Below are 19,816 nucleotides of genomic sequence, written 5' to 3' on the forward strand. Positions count from 1 at the left end.
GGCCGGCCGGGGTTCATGTTCCTAGTATCAACACAAACAACCGCACCGGTTGACCTTGACCTTAAGGAAAGGACACACACGTGAAGAAGCGTGTTTACAAGCTGGGCGTGGCCGCCATCGTCGGCGTCTTCGCTCTATCTGCCTGCGGTGGCAACGGCAACGACAACGGCAATGACGCCCCCGCCGATGACGCCGGCAGTGAAGTTGCACCCGCGGATCTCGAGACGACCATCAAGATCCTCGCGCCGTCCTACTCGGACAGCTCGAAGGCGGATTGGGATGCCATCACCAAGAAGTTCAATGAGGAGTACCCGAAGGTCACGGTTGAACTGCAGATCGATGGCTGGGAGAACTTCTCGCAGACCGTCCAGTCGCGCATCCAGGCCAACGACTACCCGGACATCCTGAACGACAACGCGTTCTCGTCGTCGGCTGAGGCCGACCTGCTCTACCCCATCGATGAGCTCCTGAGCGAGGAGACCATCAGCAACATCGACGCCGGCCTCCTGGCCAACGGCGAAGGCCCCGACGGCACGCAGTGGGCGGCTCCCGACATCGCGTCGGCCCGCATGCTCGTCTACAACACCGACCTCTTCGAGCAGGCCGGCGTGGCCGAGGCTCCGAAGACGTGGGAAGACCTCGAGGCTGCCGCCGAGAAGATCACCGCGCTCGGTGACGACATCTACGCCTACGGCATGCCCTTGGGCGCCGAAGAGGCCCAGGTCGAGTCTTCCCTCTGGGTGTGGGGCGCCGGTGGCAACTGGACCGACGGTGAGAACCTGAAGGCCGACTCCGACGTGGCCGTCGAAGGCTTCACCCAGATGAAGAAGATGTACGACGCCGGCTACACGCAGCCCAACCTCGAAGACGATCGTCAGGACACCACTGACCTCCTCGCCGCGGGCAAGCTCGCCATGGCCATCGGCCACGGCCAGGTCGTCGGTGACGCCACCGCCAAGGGCATCAACGTGGCTCTGGCCCCGATCCCCTCGAAGGACGGCGAAGGCGTGGCCATCGGCGTGACGGACTTCATCGTCGCGTTCAACAACGACGATGCCGCGCGCAAGCAGGCCACTGCCGCGTACCTCGACGTGTTCTACTCCGATGAGGTCTACGAGCCCTGGTACAAGGGCACCGGCCTCCTCCCGGTGACCACTTCCACCATCGAAAAGGGCAAGGCCGAGGCCGAGGGCAACGAAGCTGCCTTCCTCGACGCCCTGTCCGTGGTGAAGTTCCAGCCCGTCTCGAACCCCCAGTGGGATGCGCTCCAGACCGCCCTGCAGGCCAACGCCTACAAGATCGGCACCGAAGAGCCCGCCGCTCTGCTCGAGCAGATCGAAGCTCAGGTCGCAGCCCAGAGCTGATCTGTCCGTGTGAAGGCGGGGTGGCACGGGTTTCCCCGTGCCACCCCGCCTCACGCGAACACCACCCACAATCACGAGAAGGGACGACAGCGGTGTCGTTGACAGCCACCCCCCACATGGTGGAGCAGGTAAAGAAACGGAAAATCTCCGGAGGCTGGGAGACGCTGCGTGCGCTTCCCTGGCTGCTGCCCACCCTGATCCTGATCGTCGGGGTCGTGCTGTACCCGGCCGCGCTGATGATCTACACCTCGTTCTTCAAGTACAACAACAAGGGCATCCAGCGCAGCCCAGACCCGGTCGGCCTCGACAACTACATCGGTAAGGCCGGAGCCCTGACGTTCCCGGGTGTGCCGATCGGCCGGATCATGGCCAACACAGTCGTGTGGGTCCTGGTCGTGGTGGTCGTCACCGTGCTGTTGAGCCTCGTCCTCGCGCAGTTCCTGAACAAGCCCTTCCGCGGCCGCAAGCTGCTGCGCCTTTTCATCATCCTCCCGTGGGCCTGCTCGGTCGTCATGACGGCCACCGTCTTCCGCTACGGGCTGCAGCAGAACGTCGGCCTGTTCAACCGCCTCCTGGTCGACACCGGCATCCTGGAGACTGCACGGGCCTTCACGAAGGATCCCGCCTCTGCGTTCTGGGTGGCTGTCTTCGTGGCCATCTACGTCTCGCTGCCGTTCACGACGTACACCATCCTCGCGGGCCTGCAGGCGGTCCCCACGGATGTCCTCGAGGCCGCGCACGTCGACGGTGCCCATTCGGCCCAGCGCTACTGGCACATCGTCCTGCCGCTGTTGCGTCCCGCCATCGCGGTGGCCGCCCTCATCAACATCATCAACGTCTTCAACTCGTTGCCGATCCTCCGGATCCTGCAGGAGACCCCCGGCTACCACAACGGCCACATCACCACCACGCTCATGTACGAGTACCAGTCCGCCCTCGGCCCCGGCGTCTCCTCGGCCCTCTCGGTTCTGAACTTCCTGTTCTGCCTCGTCATCATCGCGGTCTACCTGATCATCGTGCAGCCCACGAAGGAGGTGGCCTGAGCCATGGCGAAGGTCAAGTCTGAACACATCCGCGGCGGCATCAACAAGAAGCCCAACCTCGTCGGAATCGTCATCGGCTCCATCCTCGTGGTGCTCTTCTTCGGGTTCCCCTATGCGCTGATGTTCATCACGTCGCTGAAGACGCGACTCGAGGTCACCGACATCCCGCCGGTGTATTTCCCGGAGGAGCCGCGGTGGCAGAACTACATCGACGTGTGGTCCTCGTCGGTCAACCCCGCCTCGTCGCTGCTGTCCACCACGGTGATCGCCCTCGGCGCCACCCTCCTGGTGCTCCTGGTGGCCACCCCGGCCGCCTACTACATCGCACGTTTCCGGTTCCCGGGTCGCATGGTGTTCCTCCTCCTCGTGTTGTGCACGCAGATGCTGCAGCCCACAGTGCTGGCCGTCGGCCTCTTCCAGGAGTTCAAGGGCTGGTCCGGCTACGCGGTCTGGGGGGCGCTGATCCTGATCAACGGCGCGTTCAACCTGTCGTTCGCCATCTGGATCATGCAGGCCTTCTTCGCCTCGGTGCCCAAGGAGGTCGACGAGGCCGCGCTCATCGACGGGCTCGGCAGGCTCCAGACCATGTTCCGCATCTCGCTGCCGCTGGTCTGGCCAGGCATCGTGACGGCCATCGTGTTCGTCTTCGTCAACTCGTGGAACGAGTTCGCCGCGGCCCTCATCCTGGTCCGCCAGAACGACCTCCAGCCGTTGACCGTGTCCATGCCCCGTTTCCTGGGCCTCTACGTCCAGGACTGGCAGTACCTCTTCACCGTGGCCCTGGTCGCCATCGTCCCCGTGATCATTCTGTTCTCCTTCATCGAGAAGAGGCTCATCGGCGGCCTCACCGCCGGTTCCGTGAAGTAGCCATCGACACAAGGGCACCGCCCCCGCCGGATCGATCGTCCGACGGGGGCGGTTTCTCATGGGCGGCACGGGCCGGATCGCCTGACCCTAAGCTCGACATTGAGCCGGCGACGGCCACTTGGGAGGACACCGCATGAGTCACGGGGATGCTGCCATCCGCATTGAAGGCCTCATCAAACGCTTCGGTGCCTTCACGGCGCTGGACGGCCTCGATCTCGAGGTCCGTCGCGGTGAGGTCCACGGTTTCCTCGGGCCGAACGGTTCGGGCAAGTCCACCACCATCCGCGTGCTGCTGGGCCTGCTCACCTCCGACGGGGGGCGTGTCGAAATGCTCGGGGGAGACCCCTGGCGCGACGTGATCGCGCTCCACCGGCGACTCGCCTACGTCCCCGGTGACGTCTCGCTCTGGCCCGGGCTGACCGGAGGGGAAGCGATCGACCTGCTGGGCAACCTGCGTGGCGGCATCGACCCGACGCGGAGGCAGACGCTGCTGGAGCGGTTCGAGCTCGACCCCACGAAGCGGGGCCGCCAGTACTCGAAGGGCAACCGCCAGAAGGTGGCCATCGTCGCGGCGCTCGCGGCCGACGTCGAACTCCTCATCCTCGACGAGCCGACCTCCGGCCTGGACCCACTGATGGAGGCGGTCTTCCAGGACGAGATCCAGACACTCAAGGACCAGGGCCGCACCGTGTTGCTGTCCAGCCACATCCTCAGCGAGGTCGAGGCGCTGGCAGACCGGGTGAGCATCATCCGGCAGGGCCGCGTGGTGCAGACCGGCACGCTGGACCAGTTGCAGGGCCTGAACCGGGTGACGATCACCGCCACCCTGGCCAGCAGGCACGCCGACCTCGCAGCGCTGCCGATCCTGCATGAACTGCGCCTGGACGACCACGGCCGGATGTCGGCCACCGTCGAGCCGGGCGACCTCAACGAGGCGATGGCCACGCTCCTGGGTCTGGGGATCACGGCCCTCAAGGTGTCGCCGGCCTCGTTGGAGGACCTCTTCCTCAGCCACTACGGGGAGTCCCTGGCATGAACGGGGCCCTGACCGGGGCGCGTCCGCTGCTGAAGGTGTCGCTGAGACAGGACGCCCACAACTTCGCACCCTGGGTGATGCTGATCTCGGTGCTCTCGGCCACCTCGATCCTGGGTTACCGCTGGGTCTTCCCGGACGAGCCGGACCGCCTGGCGCTGGCCACCGCGGTGGGGGCCAATCCCGCGCTGGAACTCATCTTCGGACAGGCTCGGGACCTCTTGACCAACGATGGCTTCAACGCGTGGCGCGCGGGAGGACTGGGGGCGTTCTTCGCCGGCCTGATGGCGATCCTGATCGTGGTGCGCAACAGCCGCGCAGACGAGGACTCCGGACGGGCAGAGCTGATCGCATCGGGTGTCATCACGCGCCGGGCGAGACTCGCGGTGGCGGTGGGCATCGCCGGCGTGGCGTCGGCGCTGCTCTTCGTGGTCTGCTTCCTCCTCACCTGGGCCTCAGGCGGTGGCGTGGTGCCCACGCTCCTGCTGTCGGCGACGTTCTCGGCCTCGGCGCTGATGTTCGCCGGGGTGGGGGCGGTCGCGGCGCAACTGGGCGGCGACGCCCGCACCGCCAGCACCATCGCCATTGCCGTGCTGGGCGGCGCCTACGTGCTGCGGGGCTACCTCGGCATGAGCGGGGCGGGCGACTGGACCGAGTGGTTGACGCCGTTCGGCTGGCTCGCGCTGACCCGCCCGTCCACCGACAACGACCCGTTACCGCTCCTGGCGGCCCTCGCGTTGACGGCGGTGCTGCTGGCGGTGGCGATGGTCCTGCAGGACCGCCGGGACCTGGGACTCGGCATCGTGGCGCAGCGGCCGGGAAGGGCCTCCGCCCCGAGGCTCACCGTCGACACCCTGACACTGCGCCTCCACCGGACGCCACTGATCGTCTGGCTCCTGGCGCTCGGCTTCCTGGGTTCGGTGTGGGGGAGCCTCGTGTCCTCCGTGGACGAGGTGATCGGTGAGAACCCGGCCATGGCGAAGTTCATCGCGGCGGGGGCCCTCGACGTGGAGCAGCTCAGCTTCGCCTTCGTGGTGACGATCCTCAACCTCATCGGCATCCTCGCCGCCATCGTGGGTGCCCAGGTGATCATGCGGGTCCATGTGGAGGAGATGGAGGATCGCGTCGAACCGTTGCTGGCGGGGGCGGTGTCCCGCTGGCGTTTCCTGACGGGGCCGGTCGCAGTCGCGCTGGGCGTCAGCGCTCTCGCGACCATGGTGGCAGGGACGGGCCTCGGGCTGGTGGCGTCGGCCGGGGACGGCGGCATCGCGATCACAGACGTGCTCCTGCAGGCTCTGGTCAGCGTGCCGGCGGTGTGGCTCATGGTCGCTGTCTCCGTCGCCGCAGTGGGTGCCCGTCCCGCCGCCAGGATGGCCGGCTGGGGAGTCATTGTGGCGACGTTCGGGATCACGCTGCTGGGACCCACCTTCGACTTCCCGGACTGGGCCATGGCGGTGAGCCCGCTCTACCACGTGCCCAACGTGGTGGCAGACGATCCGGGCTGGGGCTCGCTGGTGGGTCTGGGCGCTGTGCTGATGGTGTTGCTGGCAATCGGCTTCGCCGGGTTCCGGCGTCGCGACGTGCAGTGACGCACGGTCCCACTCGCGGAATGGAAGCTCTCTGATCTGTGGCAGGGGAGTGCTATTGTGACGCTCGTGGCATGGCAGACCCTCCTCCTTGGCTGCCGCAGCGAGGCCCAGAATTTCTGAGCCGGATCTCCTCGCTGCGGTGCTTCGTCGTGTCTGGCACCTGAACCCCAGCCCAGGAGAGTTTCAATGATTGAGATCAACCACCGCAAGCAGCCCAAGCCTGTTCAGCAGCCCACGGGCATGCCGGTGCACCGCTACACCCCCTTCGTGCCGGTCGACGTACCGGACCGCACCTGGCCGTCCAAGAGGATCGACAAGGCGCCCCGCTGGCTGTCCACGGACCTGCGTGACGGCAACCAGGCCCTCATCGACCCGATGACCCCCTCGCGCAAGATGCGCATGTTCGAACTGCTGGTCGAGATCGGCTACAAGGAGATCGAGATCGGTTTCCCGTCGGCCTCCCAGACGGATTTTGACTTCGTGCGGCAACTCATCGAAGAGGACCGCGTGCCCGAGGACGTGACCATCTCCGTGCTGACCCAGGCCCGCGAGGACCTCATCAGCCGCACCGCGGAATCGCTGGTCGGCGCCAACCGCGCCACCATCCACATGTACAACGCCACCGCGGAGCTGTTCCGCAACGTGGTCTTCCGCATGTCCGAAGAGGAATGCGTGGAGATGGCGCGGCGCGGCACCGGGATGGTGATGAAGTACGCCGACAAGTACCTGCGCGACGTGCAGTTCGGCTACCAGTACTCGCCGGAGATCTTCACCCAGACGCCCACGGACTTCGCCGTCGAGGTCTGCAACAACGTGGCGGACGTCTGGCAGCCCGGAGAGGGTCGCGAGATCATCTTCAACCTGCCGGCCACCGTCGAGCGGTCCACGCCCAACACGTACGCGGACCAGATCGAGTACTTCATCCGCAACGTGAAGAACCGTGAGCACGTGGCCGTCTCGCTGCACCCGCACAACGACCGCGGCACGGCCGTCGCCGCCGCGGAGCTCGGCCAGATGGCGGGCGCCGACCGCGTCGAGGGCTGCCTGTTCGGCCACGGCGAGCGCACGGGCAACGTCGACCTGGTCACGCTGGCCCTGAACCTGTACACGCAGGGCGTGGACCCGGAACTGGACCTGCACGACATCGACCATGTTCGGCGCACCGTCGAGTACTGCACCGGCCTGCCGGTGCACCCGCGGCACCCCTACGCGGGTGACTTGGTCTACACCGCGTTCTCCGGCTCCCACCAGGACGCCATCAAGAAGGGCCTGGAGCACCTCGAGAACCTGGCCGACGAAGCCGGCAAAGAGGTCACGGAGATGCCCTGGGAGGCGCCGTACCTGCCGATCGACCCGCATGATGTGGGCCGCACCTACGAGGCGGTCATCCGCGTGAACTCGCAGTCAGGCAAGGGCGGCATGGCCTACCTGATGAAGTCCGAGTTCAAGATGGACCTCCCTCGTCGCCTGCAGATCGAGTTCAGCCGCGCCGTTCAGCAGCACACCGAGGCCACCGGCAGCGAGGTCACCCCGCAGGAGATCTTCGACATCTTCATGTCGGAGTACCTCGGAGAGGGCCCGTGGCGGCTGACCAGCGCCGGCACCACGTCGAGCAACGGCAGCTTCGTCGTGCACGCAACGGTGGACGGCCCCAGCCGGACCGCCGTCGAGATCACCGGCGAGGGCAACGGCCCGGTGTCGGCGTTCGTCGACGGTCTGGTCGAGGCCGGCGCCCACGTGCGGGTGCTGGACTACACCGAGCACGCCCTGGATTCGGGCGGCGACGCCCAGGCCGCCGCGTACGTCGAGTGCGAGATCGGCGAGGGTGACGACGCCGAGGTGCTGTGGGGTGTCGGGATCGACCCCTCGATCACGAGCGCCTCGATGAAGGCGATCCTGAGCGCCCTCAACCGCTCCGCCCGCTGACGCTTGTGAGGCCCGCGAACCCTAGAGGTTCGCGGGTCTCGCGCAGCTGGACAGGGTGGGCATCGGGTAGGTTGGCACGCATGCCGAAACTCACCGACCCTGTAGCCGGTGACGCCGACTCCCTCTACGAGCACTTCACGGCCTGGGCCGAGAGCCAGTCCATCTCGCTGTATCCGCATCAGGAGGAATCGGCGATCGAGTTGTTCTCCGGCAACAACCTCATCCTCGCCACCCCCACCGGTTCGGGGAAATCACTGGTGGCGATCGCGGCGCACTTCGCTGCGCTGAACACCGACAGGGTGAGCTTCTACACCGCGCCCATCAAGGCGCTGGTGAGCGAGAAGTTCTTCGCCCTGTGCCAGGTGTTCGGAGCAGACAACGTGGGCATGGTCACCGGCGACGCGTCCGTCAACGCCGACGCCCCCATCATCTGCTGCACGGCCGAGGTGTTGGCCAACATCGCGCTGCGTGAGGGCAGGAACGCCGACGTCGGCCTGGTCATCGCAGACGAGTTCCACTTCTACTCGGAGCCGGACCGCGGATGGGCCTGGCAGGTGCCGCTGCTGGAGCTGCCGCAGGCGCAGTTCCTGCTGATGAGCGCCACGCTGGGCGACGTGGACCGGCTCATGGAGCAACTCTCCGAGCGGTCCGGTCGCAGCACCAGCATCATCGATGATGCAGAGCGCCCCGTCCCCCTCATCTTCGAATGGTCGCTGACGCCCATGCAGGAGAAGGTCACAGACCTGGTGCACGAGCAGAAGGCGCCCGTGTACATCGTCCACTTCACACAGGCGGATGCGCTGGAACGGGCCCAGGGCCTGCTCAGCCTCAACTTCATCACCAAGCACGACGCGGAACGCATCCAGGAGGAGATCGGCGCCTTCCGGTTCGGGCCCGGCTTCGGGAAGATCCTGTCCGGGCTGGTCAGGCGCGGGATCGGAGTGCACCACGCCGGCATGCTGCCCAAGTACCGCCGCCTCGTGGAGCAACTGGCCCAGACCGGCCTGCTCAAGGTCATCTGCGGCACCGACACCCTCGGCGTGGGCATCAACGTGCCCATCCGCACCGTCCTGTTCACCGGGTTGAGCAAATACGACGGCAACCGCGTCCGCAGGCTGCGCTCACGCGAATTCCACCAGATCGCGGGGCGCGCGGGCCGGGCCGGTTTCGACACCGTTGGGTTCGTCGTCGTCCAGGCGCCCGAGCACGTCATCGAGAACGAGCGCGCGCTCGCCAAGGCGGGCGACGACGAGAAGAAGCGGCGCAAGGTCGTGCGCCGCAAGCCGCCCGAGGGTTTCGTCGGCTGGAACGACGAGGTCTACGAGAAGATCATCGTGGCGGAGCCGGAGAACCTCGTCTCCCGCATGCAGGTCACCCATTCGACCATCCTCAACATCGCACAGCGACCGGGCAACGGGTACGAGGCGATGGTGCACCTCATCGAGTCCAGCCATGAGGGGCGCGAGCGCAAGAAGGCCCTCCGCCGTCGTGCCCTGGTGCTGACGAAGGGCCTGCTGAACTCCGGGGTGCTCGTCAAGCGCGCCGAGCCAGACGCGACGGGTAGTTGGTGCGAGCTGGGGGAGGGAGTCAGCGAGAACTTCGCGCTGAACCAGCCGCTGGCACCGTTCGCCGTCGCCTCGCTGGAACTCCTCGACCCGGATTCCCCCACCTACCACCTGGATGTCGTCTCCGTGATGGAGGCGGTCTTGGAGGACCCGTTCCACGTACTGCTCGGGCAGCAGCACGTCGCCCGCGGCGAGGCCATCGCGCAGATGAAGGCCGACGGCATCGAGTACGACCAGCGCATGGAACTCCTGGAGGAGGTGACCTGGCCCAAGCCGCTGGCCGAACTCCTGGAGGCCGCCTTCGAGCTGTACGCCGGCGCCCACCCCTGGGTCGACCCGACGGGGCTTTCGCCCAAGTCCGTGGTGCGTGACATGTGGGAGCGGGCGATGAACTTCACCCAGCTCATCTCCGTGTACAAGCTGCAGCGCAGCGAGGGCACGGTACTGCGCTACCTCACGGATGCCTACCGGATCCTCCGCCACACCGTGCCTGACGAGTACCGCACCGAGCAGTTCGACGACCTCGTCGAGTGGCTGGGGGAGACGGTGCGCCAGACGGACTCGTCCCTGCTCGACGAATGGGAATCCCTCACGGACCCCGACAAGGTGGCCGCCGCGGCCGCCCTGGCCGCCCAGGGTGCGCCGCCGCCCCCGCCCCGTCCGGTGACGGGCAACGAGCGCGCGTTCACCGCGATGATCCGCACGGCGATGTTCCGGCGGGTCGAGTTGGTCGCCGCAGACAACTGGGAGGGGCTGGGCAGCCTCGACGAGTCCGCCGCCGCACTGACGGAGCCCCCCATGCCGGTCCTGATGAGCCGCGACGACTGGGACGAGGCCCTCGCCCTCTACTGGGACGACTACGACGACGTGCTGCTCGACGGCGACGCCCGCGGGCCGGACCTCTTCCGGCTGGAGAAGGGCAAGGACGTCTGGAAGGTGACCCAGGTCATCCATGACCCCGACGGCAACCACGACTGGCGTATCGCTGCCGAGGTGGATCTGGCCGCCAGCGACGCCGTCGGGGTCGCGGTTGTCCGCACCACGGAATTCGCGCGGTTCGGCTGAGCGAAGAGGGCTAGGCTCAGCGTCGGGACAAGGAGTGCCGATGAATGACCAACGACGCGGTGTGACGCTGCGCTTCCTGGCGGAGCCGTTCGACGCCAACGTGCGCGGCGCGATGGACGCCGGCAAGGTACTCGAATGGATCGACAAGGCTGGCTATGCCGCGGCCGTCGGGTGGGCGGGCACCTTCGCCGTCACCGGCTACGTCGGCAACACCCACTTCGTGAAGCCCATCCGCGTGGGCGACCTCGTCGTCGTGCAGGCGCGCGTGGTCTACACCGGCACCACGTCGATGCAGATCGTGTGCACCGTCACCAGCGGCGACCCCCGCTCGGCGGAACGGGTGCTCAACACCCAGTGCATCCTGCAGTTCGTGGCCATGGAGGATGACAAGCCGGTGCCCGTGCCGAAGTTCTTCCCGCAGGACGACTGGGAACTCGAGCAGCACGCCCGCGCCGTCGAACTCAATGCGGCACGCCGGGCCATCGAGGCCGACATGCGTGCCCAGATCTACAGCGACGAGACCGAGGTCTGCCGCGAGACGCTGCGCTTCCTGGCCGCACCCACGGACGTGAACTGGGGCGGCAAGGTGCACGGCGGCTACGTGATGGCCTGGATCGACACCGCGGCCCGCGTCGTGGCGGAGCGCTGGCACGCCGGCCCGGTGGCGTCGGTGTACGCCGGCGGCGTCCGGTTCTACCGGCCGATGTTCATCGGCGACCTCGTGGAGGTAGATGCCAGGCTCATCCACACCGGCAACACCAGCATGCACGTGTCGATCTCCGTGCGGTCCGGCGACCCCCGCACCCGCGAGCTGCGCGAGACCACACACTGCACGTTCGTCTACTGCGGCGTCGACGCGGAGGGCCGCAAACGGCCCGTCCCGTCCTGGGATCCGAAGCTGCTCGGCGACATCGCGCTGGACGAGCATGCCAAGAAGGTCATCGAGCTGCGCCGACAGCTGCTCCGCCCGCTCCCGAGAGAGTTCCCCCCGGACTTCGAGTGAGGCTCAGGCGCTGCCGAACCGCCGGTCGCGTGAGACGTACTGCTCGACGGCGGCCCAGAGGTCGCGGCGGCTGAAATCCGGCCAGAGGCGATCCAGGAAGATGAACTCGGCGTAGGCCGACTGCCACAACAGGAAGTTCGAGATCCGCTGCTCTCCGGAGGAGCGCAGGAACAGGTCGACGTCCGGGATCTCCGGCTCGTCCAGGAACTTCTGGAACCGGTCTTCGGTGAGCCTGTCGGGGTCGAGCTTCCCGTCACGGGCCAGCCGCGCAATCTCGCGGGCGGCGTCGACGATCTCGGCCCGGCCACCGTAGTTGACGCAGAACTGGAGCGTCAGCGTCGTATTGTGCCGGCTCATCTCCTCGGCCACCTCAAGTTCCTTGATGACTGATCCCCACAGCCGGGGGCGCCGCCCTGCCCAGCGGATGCGCACCCCCAACTCGTTCAACTCGTCTCGACGACGGTGGATGACGTCGCGGTTGAACCCCATCAGGTAGCGCACCTCGTCGGGGGAGCGCTTCCAGTTCTCTGTGGAGAACGCGTAGGCCGACAGGTACGGGATGCCGATCTCGATGGCGCCGTGGATCACGTCCAGCAGCGACGCCTCGCCCATCGCGTGGCCCTCGGTGCGTTTCAGCCCGCGCTGCTTCGCCCAGCGGCCGTTGCCGTCCATCACGATCGCGACGTGGCGGGGGAGGGCCTGCTTCGGCAGCTGTGGTGGGGTGGCCCCGCTGGGATGCGGGGTGGGGCGACGGCGGGGCTCGGGCACGGCACGAGACTACCGGCCTATCATCGTGGTGTGCCCACCTACCGTGACGAAGCAGTGGTGCTGCGGACCCACCAGCTTGGTGAGGCCGACCGCATCATCACGTTCCTCACGCGCCGCAACGGCAAGATCCGGGCGGTGGCCAAGGGCATCCGGAAGACGTCGAGCCGATTCGGAGGCCGGTTGGAGCCCTACTGCCAGGTGGACATCCAGTTCGCGGAGGGCCGCGGCTCGCTGGAGGTGGTGACCCAGGTCGAGGCGATGCACGTCAGCAGGCTCGCCGCTGACTACTCGCGCTTCACGGCGGCCGAGGTCCTTGTCGAGACCGCTGACCGGCTCGTGTCCGAAGAGGGTAGCCCAGCCGTCCAGCAGTACCGGCTGCTGGCCGGTGCCCTGAGGGCGCTGGAGGACCCCCAGCGGCCGTATCCCCTGGTGGTGGACTCCTATCTGCTCCGGTCCCTCGCGGTGGCCGGTTACGCCGTCTCGACGGTGCGGTGCGCCGGCTGCGACAACGCCGAGGTGCGCTGGTTCTCGCCCCAGAGCGGCGGGGCCGTGTGCACCGCGTGCCGGACATCCGGCTCAGCCCCCTTGGAGGCGCAGGCGGCCGTCCACCTGGGTGCGCTGCTCGCGGGCGACTGGGCCACGGCCACCGCCACGGACGTGGGCACCGCCAAGAGTGTGGACGGCATGGTGGTCGCGTACGCCACGTGGCACCTCGACCGGGCGCTCAGATCGTTGCCGTATTTCGAACGGTAGGGTCTGGGCCATGGCACGACTCTTGGCGACAGACGTCGACGGCACGCTGATCACGACGGCGCACCAGATCTCCGAGCGGACCCGCGACGCTTTCCGCGCGGCCAAGGACGCCGGCATCGAGGTGATCGCGATCTCGGGACGACAGCCCTACTCCATCGCTGCCATCGTCCACGGCACCGCTCTCGACGGTGACGCAATCGGCTCCAACGGCGCGGTGGCGATGAACCTCAACTCACGCGAGGTGCACTTCGCGCAGACGATGGAGCTCACGGCCCAGCGGGAGATCGCCGACCGGCTGCTGGAGCTGTTCCCCGGCATCAAGCTGGTATCAGTCCGTTCGGCCGGTGACTCGTACATGGCCGAAGATGGCTACACGGGGCTTCAGGATCACGGCGCCTGGGAGACGCGGTGGCCGGTTCGCCACTGGTACGGCCCGCGCGAGGAGGTGCTCGCCGAGGCTTCACTCAAGCTGGTGGTGCGCGACGACGCGATCATGCCCGACGACCTGCTCGCGGCCGCGCGTGCCCTCGGGGTCCCCGGCTGCCACCCGACCACCTCCGGCGCGCCCTTCCTGGAGGTGGGACCAGCCGGCGTGACGAAGGCCAGCGCGCTGGAACGCTACTGCGCGGCGCGCGGGATCGACCGCAGCGACGTCGTCGTCTTCGGCGACAACATCAACGACCTGGAAATGTTGCGCTGGGCCGGGTTGGGGGTGGCCATGGCCAACGGCGAGCCCGAGGCCCGCGCCGCGGCAGACCACGTGACACTGAGCAACGACGACGACGGGGTCGCCGTCGTGATCGAGGAGATCCTCGCCTCCGCCGGGGGCTAGGAACAGTCTCGGCAGAGGCCGAAGATCTCCAGTTCATGCCCGGCGTCGGTGAAGCCGTGCTTGCGCGCCATCAGCGCCGCCCACTCCTCCACCTCATCTGCCTGGATCTCCACCGAGTGGCCGCAGGAGCGGCACACCAGGTGGTGGTGGTGCCCGGAGGAACAGGCTCGGTAGGCCAGTTCGCCCTCCGGGGTGCGCAGCACGTCCACCTCGTCGGAGTCCGCCATCGACTGCAGCGCCCGGTACACGGTGGCCAGACCCACCTTGGCGCCGTCGTCGCGGAGGAGGTCGTGCACCTGTTGAGCGGTCCGGAACTCCTCGACACGCTCCATGAGGTCGCGCACCGCGGCGCGCTGCCAGGTCTGGCGGGTGCCGGCGCGGGGGGTGTCAGTGCTCGTCATAGTGGTCTCCGTGGCGGGCGTGGCGGTGGCCGTCGTGGACGAAGTCAAGGTGGTCGCCATGCTGGATCACCTGGACGCCCGGCTGGCGGGCATGGCGGTCGTCGTGGTTCTCGGCCCTCTCGTGCGGGTGCTGGCCGTGGTCCTCGACGTAGGGGATGAAGCGGTTGGACCTCTTGAGCTTCCCACCCACGAGCCAGGACACCCCCAGCAGCGCGATCGAGGTCACGACGATGGTGGCGCCGGTGGCGGTGTCCAGGTAGAACGAACCGATGGTGCCACCCACCGCTGCCAGCGCTCCGATGCCCATCGCCCCGAAGAAGGAGGCCGTGAATCCCACGAACGACTGCTGGGCCGTGGCCACCGGGATGACCATCAGGGCGCTGATGAGGAGGAGCCCGACGGTGCGCATCGACACCGTCACCGTGACGGCGGCGAGGACCACGACGAGCAGGTTGAGCCACTTCACCCTGATGCCGAGCACCTGGGCGTAGTTCTCGTCAACCGACACGGCGAACAGCCGGGGGGCCAGCGTGATGGTGATGCCGAGGATCAGCACCGCGAGCGCGATGATGACGTAGATCTCCGTCTGGCTGACGGACGTGAGCGAGCCGAAGAGGAACCCCGAGAGGCCGGCGGCGCCCTGACCGGCGATGCCGGCCATCAGCACACCGGAGGCGAGGCCGCCGTAGAACAGGATGGCCAGCGCCAGGTCACCCGACGCCTTGCCGTGCTGGCGTAGCAGTTCGACGACGATCGCACCGATGACGCAGGTGACCACGGCGATGGGCAGGGGAGCGCTCCCGGTCATGAGCGCGAGGCCCACGCCCATGATCGCGACGTGGCCGAGCCCGTCGCCCAGCAGGCTCATCTTGCGCTGCACGATGAAGGTGCCGATCGCGGGCGCGATGAGTCCGCTCAGCATGGCGGCGACGAGCGCGCGCTGCATGAATGGCAGTGAGAGGATGTCGATCATGCGAGCACTCCTGACATGGGGTCCTCGACGCCGAACACGGAGGCAAGCGCCAGGTCTGGCGCGCATTCAGCCGCCGACGGGTGTTCGTCGTCCACGACGCGGCCGTCGCAGAGCGTCACGGAGCGGCTGAGGATGGGCTCCATGTAGCCACGCTCGTGCAGGACCACCAGGAGTGCGAGGCCGTCCTCGCGCAGCCGGCCCAGCAGCGCTGCCATGCCGGACTGGCTGTGCAGATCCACGCCGGCGAGGGGTTCGTCCATGACCAGCAGATCGGGGTGGGAGGAAAGGGCGCGCGCGATCAGCACCCGCTGCTTCTGGCCGCCGGACAGAGACCCGAACGGCCAGTGCATCCGCTCCTGCAGACCCACGAGTTCGAGGGCCTCGTCGAGCGCCACCTTGTCCTTGCGCGTCAACCACTGGAACGGCCTGCGGTGCGCCAAGCGGCCGGAGGACGCGATCTCTCGGACCGTGGCATTGGCCACTGTGATGGCGGAGTGCTGCGGCACGTAGCCGACGCGCCACCAGTCGCGGAAACCGGGGAGGTGCTCGCCGAAGAGTTCGACGGAGCCTTCCTGGTAGGGGACCAGGCCCAGCAGGGTCTTGACCAGGGTGGATTTGCCGGAGCCGTTGCCGCCGAGGAGCGCGACAGCCTCGCCGCTGTCCACGTGGATGTTCACGTCCCTCAGGATGGGCATGCCGCCCATCGAGACGAAGAGCCCCCGTGCGTCGAGAGGGTCAGTTGCAGTCATTGGCACTCCTCAGCGCCTCCAGATTGGCGCGCATGATGGAAGGGTAGTCGTCGCCCGGTGATTCTTCAGTGACGCCTTCGAGGGGATCCAGCACGGCGGTCTTCAACCCGAGGTCGCCGGAGATCGACTTCGCCATGGCATCCGAGGTGAGGGTCTCGAAGAAGATGGTGGTCACGCCGTGCCGCTTCGCCTCCTCGTGGACCTCCGCGATCCGTGCGGGGGAGGGCTCGCCGTCGGGGTTGATGCCGGAGATGCCGATCTCCTCGAGGTCGTAGCGTTCGGCCAGGTAGTTGAACGCCGCGTGGGTGGTGATGAATTCACGGCGCACGCACTCACTCAGGCCTGTCGTGTACTCCTCGTCGAGGGCGTTCAGTTCTTCGACGGTGGACGTTGCGTTGGCCCGATAGGTGTCGGCCTGTTCGGGGGATGCTTCGGCGAGGCGCTCGGCGATGGCCTCGACGACGGTGCCCATCCGCTCGGGATCGAGCCAGAAGTGGGGGTCGAGGTCGGTGTGCTCCTCCTGGGCCTCATCGTGGCCATGGGCTTCGGCGATGGGGGCCAGTTCGATCACGTCGGCCACGTTGAGGGCCCGTTCGCTCCCTGTCTGCGCGACGGCGGTGTCGACCTCGGGCTGGAATCCCTCGAGGTACACCACGACGTCGGATTCGGTCAGGGAGGCGATCTGGCGCGGCGTGAGTTCGAGGCCGTGGGCCTCGCCGCCCGGCTTGGTGAGCACCTCGACGGTGCCTTCGGCCTCGCCCAGCACCTGCTCCGTCGCCCACTGCAACGGGTAGAACGCGGCGATCACCGTGGGGCCCTCACCCCCGGTGCCTCCGGAGGAAGGGGAACCGCAGGCGGTGAGGACGAGGGTGGTGGCTGCGGCGACAGCCAGGGAGGCGCGGAGCTTCACGTTCATGAGAACCATTATCAACAGCGCTGGGCGGTGAGTCAAACGGTACGGTGGCACCATGCTCGCCATCAGTCGCTTCTCCTCACCCGGCCCGTCCTTTGCCGCGGACGCCGCCGGCGCCGTCGAGTGGTGGTCCCAGCGGCCTGGCTGCCTCAGCATGGACCTGGTGCAGAACCTCGACGAACCTGAGTTGTGGGCACTGGTCTCGCGGTGGGAGTCGGTGGGTGCCTACCGCCGCTCCTTCAACGGTTTCGACGCCAAGATGCTGCTCACGCCGCTGCTGTCGCGGGCGCTGGACGAGCCCAGCGCGTACCTGCCGCCCGATGAACTGGGCGAGAACGTCCCCAGGGGCCTCTGACTTTTCGGCGGACCGGCGGGGCGCGGTTAGACTGGTCCGTCGCCGATCCCGAGGACCCCACCACATGACCGTCAACGCCGCACCCCTCCGCCTGCATGCGCCCAGCAACCCCGACGCCGTCGTCGTCGAGTTGCCGGTGGTGCTGGCGCCGATGGCCGGTGTGACGAACGCGGCCTACCGTCAACTGTGCCGTGAGCAGGGTGCGGGCCTGTACGTCTGCGAGATGATCACCTCCCGCGGCCTGGTCGTCGGCGACCAGAAGACCCGCGACATGCTGCAGTTCGACCCCGGGGAGACCACGCGCTCAGTTCAGCTCTACGGGGTGGACGCCGACGCCATGGCGGGCGCTGCGCGCGTCCTGATCCGCGAGCACAGCGTGGACCACATCGACCTCAACTTCGGTTGCCCCGTGCCCAAGGTGACCCGGAAGGGCGGCGGAGGCGTGCTGCCGTACAAGCGCGACCGCCTCCGCGCCATCGTCCGCGAAACAGTTAGGGCCGCGGACGAATTCGGCGTGCCGGTGACCATCAAGACGCGCATCGGCATCGACCAGGACCACGAGACCTTCCTCGACGCCGGCCGCATCGCGCAGGAAGAGGGCGCGGCCGCCATCGCCCTGCACGGGCGCACGGTGCAGCAGGCGTACTCGGGTGAGGCCGACTGGGCGCGCATCAAGGAACTCGTCGATGAGGTCGACATCCCCGTGCTGGGCAACGGCGACATCTGGGAGGCCGAGGACGCCCTGCGCATGATGGCCGAGACGGGTTGCGACGGCGTGGTCATCGGCCGCGGCTGCCTGGGGCGGCCCTGGCTCTTCGGCGACCTGGCCGCCGCGTTCCGCGGCGAGGGCCGACGCCTGCGTCCCTCGCTGGGCGAGGTGGGCCAGATGCTCCTGCGCCACGCCGAACTGCTCGCGAGGGTGATGGGTCCCCGGGGCATCGTGGACCTGCGCAAGCACATGGCGTGGTACTTCAAGGGCTATCCGGTGGGCGAGCTGCGCCGCCGGTTCGCCATGGTGGCCTCGATGGCCGAACTCGAAGAGCTGGTCGGGTTGCTGGACGCCGGTGCGGAGTTCCCGGTGGCCGAACTGGGCACCCCGCGTGGGCGCCAGGGATCGCCGCGGGGCAAAGTCGTGCTGCCGCACGGATGGTACGACGACACCTCGGGGTGCGACCTGGATCTGTCCGAGGCGGAGCTCGACGTTTCAGGCGGTTAGTCCAACCCCCCGCGAGCCCCCAGAGCCGTCATCTGTAGGTTTGACGCACCCGGCCCTCCTCCAGGGGGCTCTGGACATGGAGGTGCCCATGCAGGAATACGCCACCATCACCATCGACGGCGCCGAGCACCGGCTGCCGATCGTCACCGGATCAGAGGGGGAGCGCGCCATCGACATCGCGCGCCTCAGGCAGGACACCGGTCTCATCACCCTGGACCCGGGTTATGCGAACACCGGCTCGGCGCAGTCGGCCATCACCTTCATCGACGGGGAGAAGGGCATCCTGCGCTACCGCGGTGTGCCGATCGAGGACCTGGCCGAACGCTCCAGCTTCATCGAGACCGCCGAACTACTGATCTTCGGCGAGCTCCCCGACGAGGACGAACGGGCCAACTTCCGCTCGCTGCTCACGGAGAATTCCGCGCTGCACCGCGACATGCGCAAGCACTTCGACGGTTTCCCGGTCAACGCGCACCCGATGAGCATCCTGTCCTCGATGATCAACGCCCTGCAGGCCCACGACATGCCGGAGCACGGCTTCACCTCCGGCAACGGATTCCGTGAGGCGGCCGCGAGCCTGCTCGCGAAGACCCGCACGATCGCCGCAGCCTCCTACAAGTCCCACGTCGGGCAGCCCATCGCCTACCCCCGCTACGACCTCCCGTACGCGGAGAACTTCCTCCACATGATGTTCTCCGTGCCGTACCGCGACTATGAGCCCACCCCCGAAGTGGCCCACGCCCTCAACATGTTCCTCGTCCTGCACGCGGACCACGAGCAGAACTGCTCGACCTCGACTGTGCGCATGGTGGCGTCGTCCGGCGCGAACCTGTACGCCGCCGTCTCCGCCGGCGTGAACGCGCTCTGGGGCCCGCTGCACGGCGGCGCCAACATGGGCGTGATCGACATGCTGGAGCAGATCAACGAGGGGTCCTGGACGGCCAAGCAGTACGTCGACCGCGCCAAGGACAAGAAGTCCGGCATCAAGCTCATGGGCTTCGGGCACCGCGTCTACCGGAACTTCGACCCCCGGGCCAAGATCCTCAAGGAGGCCGCGGACAACCTCCTCGACGCCATGCACATCGACGACCCGCTGTTGGACATCGCCCGCGAGGTGGAACAGGCGGCGCTGGCCGACGAGTACTTCGCCTCCCGCAGGCTGTACCCCAACGTCGACTTCTACTCGGGAATCATCCTGCGGGCCATCGGCATCCCCCTGGACATGTTCACCGTGCTGTTCGCGATCGGGCGCACGCCGGGGTGGATCGCCCATTGGAAGGAAGTCACCGACGATGCCAAGCAGCGGATCTACCGCCCTCGGCAGGTCTACGTCGGCCGCCAGTTGTCGCAGTGGGTGCCGCGCAACGAGCGCTGAACGGTCGGCGGCCTGCGAGGCCCGTT

The 19,816-nt window shown here is 67.6% G+C and carries 18 protein-coding genes; 13 read left to right on the top strand and 5 right to left on the bottom strand.

The window, feature by feature from the left end:
* Nucleotides 1–80: 80 nt before the first annotated feature.
* The 8 genes from J7D54_RS07050 (at nucleotide 81) to J7D54_RS07085 (ending at nucleotide 11,455) form a co-directional block, all read left to right on the top strand.
* A complete protein-coding gene (locus J7D54_RS07050) occupies nucleotides 81–1,364 on the top strand; it encodes an extracellular solute-binding protein (protein WP_182764741.1) in 1,284 nt (427 codons plus the stop codon).
* A gap of 92 nt (nucleotides 1,365–1,456) precedes the next feature.
* Nucleotides 1,457–2,407 carry a carbohydrate ABC transporter permease gene (locus J7D54_RS07055; RefSeq protein ID WP_209455086.1) on the top strand — a complete coding sequence of 317 codons (951 nt, stop codon included), beginning with the start codon at nucleotides 1,457–1,459 and terminating at the stop codon, nucleotides 2,405–2,407.
* A 3-nt stretch (nucleotides 2,408–2,410) separates the two neighbouring features.
* A complete protein-coding gene (locus J7D54_RS07060) occupies nucleotides 2,411–3,274 on the top strand; it encodes a carbohydrate ABC transporter permease (protein ID WP_083665350.1) in 864 nt (287 codons plus the stop codon).
* Between the two features lie 133 nt (nucleotides 3,275–3,407).
* Nucleotides 3,408–4,310, top strand: coding sequence for an ABC transporter ATP-binding protein (locus J7D54_RS07065; protein ID WP_182764740.1), 903 nt, complete (start codon nucleotides 3,408–3,410; stop codon nucleotides 4,308–4,310).
* On the top strand, nucleotides 4,307–5,896 hold the full coding sequence (locus tag J7D54_RS07070) for an ABC transporter permease (RefSeq protein ID WP_182764739.1): 1,590 nt from the start codon (nucleotides 4,307–4,309) through the stop codon (nucleotides 5,894–5,896). Before J7D54_RS07065 ends, J7D54_RS07070 begins: the two co-directional genes overlap by 4 nt.
* Before the next feature lie 186 nt (nucleotides 5,897–6,082).
* Nucleotides 6,083–7,822 (top strand): 2-isopropylmalate synthase, encoded by a 1,740-nt coding sequence (gene leuA, locus J7D54_RS07075; RefSeq protein ID WP_182764738.1) that lies wholly within the window; start codon nucleotides 6,083–6,085, stop codon nucleotides 7,820–7,822.
* An 80-nt stretch (nucleotides 7,823–7,902) separates the two neighbouring features.
* Nucleotides 7,903–10,452 (top strand): RNA helicase, encoded by a 2,550-nt coding sequence (locus tag J7D54_RS07080; protein WP_182764737.1) that lies wholly within the window; start codon nucleotides 7,903–7,905, stop codon nucleotides 10,450–10,452.
* Between the two features lie 40 nt (nucleotides 10,453–10,492).
* Nucleotides 10,493–11,455, top strand: a complete 963-nt coding sequence (locus tag J7D54_RS07085) for an acyl-CoA thioesterase (protein ID WP_182764736.1) — start codon at nucleotides 10,493–10,495, stop codon at nucleotides 11,453–11,455.
* Nucleotides 11,456–11,458: 3 nt separating this feature from the next.
* Here the strand turns inward: J7D54_RS07085 and J7D54_RS07090 are convergent, their stop codons facing one another.
* Nucleotides 11,459–12,223, bottom strand: coding sequence for an isoprenyl transferase (locus tag J7D54_RS07090; protein ID WP_182764735.1), 765 nt, complete (start codon nucleotides 12,221–12,223; stop codon nucleotides 11,459–11,461).
* A gap of 30 nt (nucleotides 12,224–12,253) precedes the next feature.
* On the opposite strand from J7D54_RS07090, the gene recO reads away from it, so the two are divergent.
* Nucleotides 12,254–12,976, top strand: coding sequence for a DNA repair protein RecO (recO, locus tag J7D54_RS07095; protein ID WP_182764734.1), 723 nt, complete (start codon nucleotides 12,254–12,256; stop codon nucleotides 12,974–12,976).
* A 10-nt stretch (nucleotides 12,977–12,986) separates the two neighbouring features.
* Nucleotides 12,987–13,808: a Cof-type HAD-IIB family hydrolase gene (locus tag J7D54_RS07100; protein WP_182764733.1), complete on the top strand. Its 822-nt coding sequence runs from the start codon at nucleotides 12,987–12,989 to the stop codon at nucleotides 13,806–13,808.
* On the opposite strand, the gene J7D54_RS07105 is transcribed toward J7D54_RS07100, so the two are convergent.
* The 4 genes from J7D54_RS07105 to J7D54_RS07120 are packed head-to-tail and all read right to left on the bottom strand — an operon-like array spanning nucleotide 13,805 to nucleotide 16,847.
* A complete protein-coding gene (locus tag J7D54_RS07105; protein WP_182764732.1) occupies nucleotides 13,805–14,209 on the bottom strand; it encodes a Fur family transcriptional regulator in 405 nt (134 codons plus the stop codon). The two genes, J7D54_RS07100 and J7D54_RS07105, sit on opposite strands and share 4 nt — an antisense overlap.
* Nucleotides 14,196–15,182, bottom strand: a complete 987-nt coding sequence (locus tag J7D54_RS07110) for a metal ABC transporter permease (protein ID WP_220486410.1) — start codon at nucleotides 15,180–15,182, stop codon at nucleotides 14,196–14,198. Before J7D54_RS07110 ends, J7D54_RS07105 begins: the two co-directional genes overlap by 14 nt.
* The gene (locus J7D54_RS07115; protein WP_182764731.1) at nucleotides 15,179–15,931 is read right to left on the bottom strand and encodes a metal ABC transporter ATP-binding protein; all 753 of its coding nucleotides are present in this window, start codon (nucleotides 15,929–15,931) and stop codon (nucleotides 15,179–15,181) included. Before J7D54_RS07115 ends, J7D54_RS07110 begins: the two co-directional genes overlap by 4 nt.
* Nucleotides 15,918–16,847, bottom strand: coding sequence for a metal ABC transporter substrate-binding protein (locus J7D54_RS07120; RefSeq protein WP_245243889.1), 930 nt, complete (start codon nucleotides 16,845–16,847; stop codon nucleotides 15,918–15,920). Before J7D54_RS07120 ends, J7D54_RS07115 begins: the two co-directional genes overlap by 14 nt.
* 52 nt (nucleotides 16,848–16,899) lie before the next feature.
* Between J7D54_RS07120 and J7D54_RS07125 the strand changes: the two genes are divergently transcribed.
* The 3 genes from J7D54_RS07125 to J7D54_RS07135 all read left to right on the top strand — a co-directional run bounded on the left by J7D54_RS07125 (nucleotide 16,900) and on the right by J7D54_RS07135 (nucleotide 19,790).
* Nucleotides 16,900–17,199, top strand: a complete 300-nt coding sequence (locus J7D54_RS07125) for an antibiotic biosynthesis monooxygenase family protein (RefSeq protein ID WP_182764729.1) — start codon at nucleotides 16,900–16,902, stop codon at nucleotides 17,197–17,199.
* 64 nt (nucleotides 17,200–17,263) lie between these two features.
* A complete protein-coding gene (gene dusB / locus J7D54_RS07130) occupies nucleotides 17,264–18,415 on the top strand; it encodes a tRNA dihydrouridine synthase DusB (RefSeq protein ID WP_245243891.1) in 1,152 nt (383 codons plus the stop codon).
* A 76-nt stretch (nucleotides 18,416–18,491) separates the two neighbouring features.
* Nucleotides 18,492–19,790 (top strand): citrate synthase, encoded by a 1,299-nt coding sequence (locus J7D54_RS07135; protein ID WP_370585876.1) that lies wholly within the window; start codon nucleotides 18,492–18,494, stop codon nucleotides 19,788–19,790.
* The last annotated feature ends 26 nt before the right edge of the window (nucleotides 19,791–19,816 follow it).

The sequence above is a fragment of the Tessaracoccus sp. MC1865 genome, from assembly GCF_017815535.1.
Lineage (GTDB): Bacteria > Actinomycetota > Actinomycetes > Propionibacteriales > Propionibacteriaceae > Arachnia.

Excerpts from the sequence above, each read along its gene's own strand:
- dusB (WP_245243891.1), top strand. The coding sequence starts at position 17,264 with ATGACCGTCAACGCCGCACCCCTCCGCCTGCATGCGCCCAGCAACCCC.
- J7D54_RS07100 (WP_182764733.1), top strand. The coding sequence starts at position 12,987 with ATGGCACGACTCTTGGCGACAGACGTCGACGGCACGCTGATCACGACG.
- J7D54_RS07135 (WP_370585876.1), top strand. The coding sequence starts at position 18,492 with ATGGAGGTGCCCATGCAGGAATACGCCACCATCACCATCGACGGCGCC.
- J7D54_RS07070 (WP_182764739.1), top strand. The coding sequence starts at position 4,307 with ATGAACGGGGCCCTGACCGGGGCGCGTCCGCTGCTGAAGGTGTCGCTG.
- J7D54_RS07060 (WP_083665350.1), top strand. The coding sequence starts at position 2,411 with ATGGCGAAGGTCAAGTCTGAACACATCCGCGGCGGCATCAACAAGAAG.
- J7D54_RS07085 (WP_182764736.1), top strand. The coding sequence starts at position 10,493 with ATGAATGACCAACGACGCGGTGTGACGCTGCGCTTCCTGGCGGAGCCG.
- J7D54_RS07125 (WP_182764729.1), top strand. The coding sequence starts at position 16,900 with ATGCTCGCCATCAGTCGCTTCTCCTCACCCGGCCCGTCCTTTGCCGCG.
- J7D54_RS07080 (WP_182764737.1), top strand. The coding sequence starts at position 7,903 with ATGCCGAAACTCACCGACCCTGTAGCCGGTGACGCCGACTCCCTCTAC.
- J7D54_RS07120 (WP_245243889.1), bottom strand. The coding sequence starts at position 16,847 with ATGAACGTGAAGCTCCGCGCCTCCCTGGCTGTCGCCGCAGCCACCACC.
- J7D54_RS07110 (WP_220486410.1), bottom strand. The coding sequence starts at position 15,182 with ATGATCGACATCCTCTCACTGCCATTCATGCAGCGCGCGCTCGTCGCC.
- J7D54_RS07065 (WP_182764740.1), top strand. The coding sequence starts at position 3,408 with ATGAGTCACGGGGATGCTGCCATCCGCATTGAAGGCCTCATCAAACGC.
- J7D54_RS07115 (WP_182764731.1), bottom strand. The coding sequence starts at position 15,931 with ATGACTGCAACTGACCCTCTCGACGCACGGGGGCTCTTCGTCTCGATG.
- J7D54_RS07105 (WP_182764732.1), bottom strand. The coding sequence starts at position 14,209 with ATGACGAGCACTGACACCCCCCGCGCCGGCACCCGCCAGACCTGGCAG.
- leuA (WP_182764738.1), top strand. The coding sequence starts at position 6,083 with ATGATTGAGATCAACCACCGCAAGCAGCCCAAGCCTGTTCAGCAGCCC.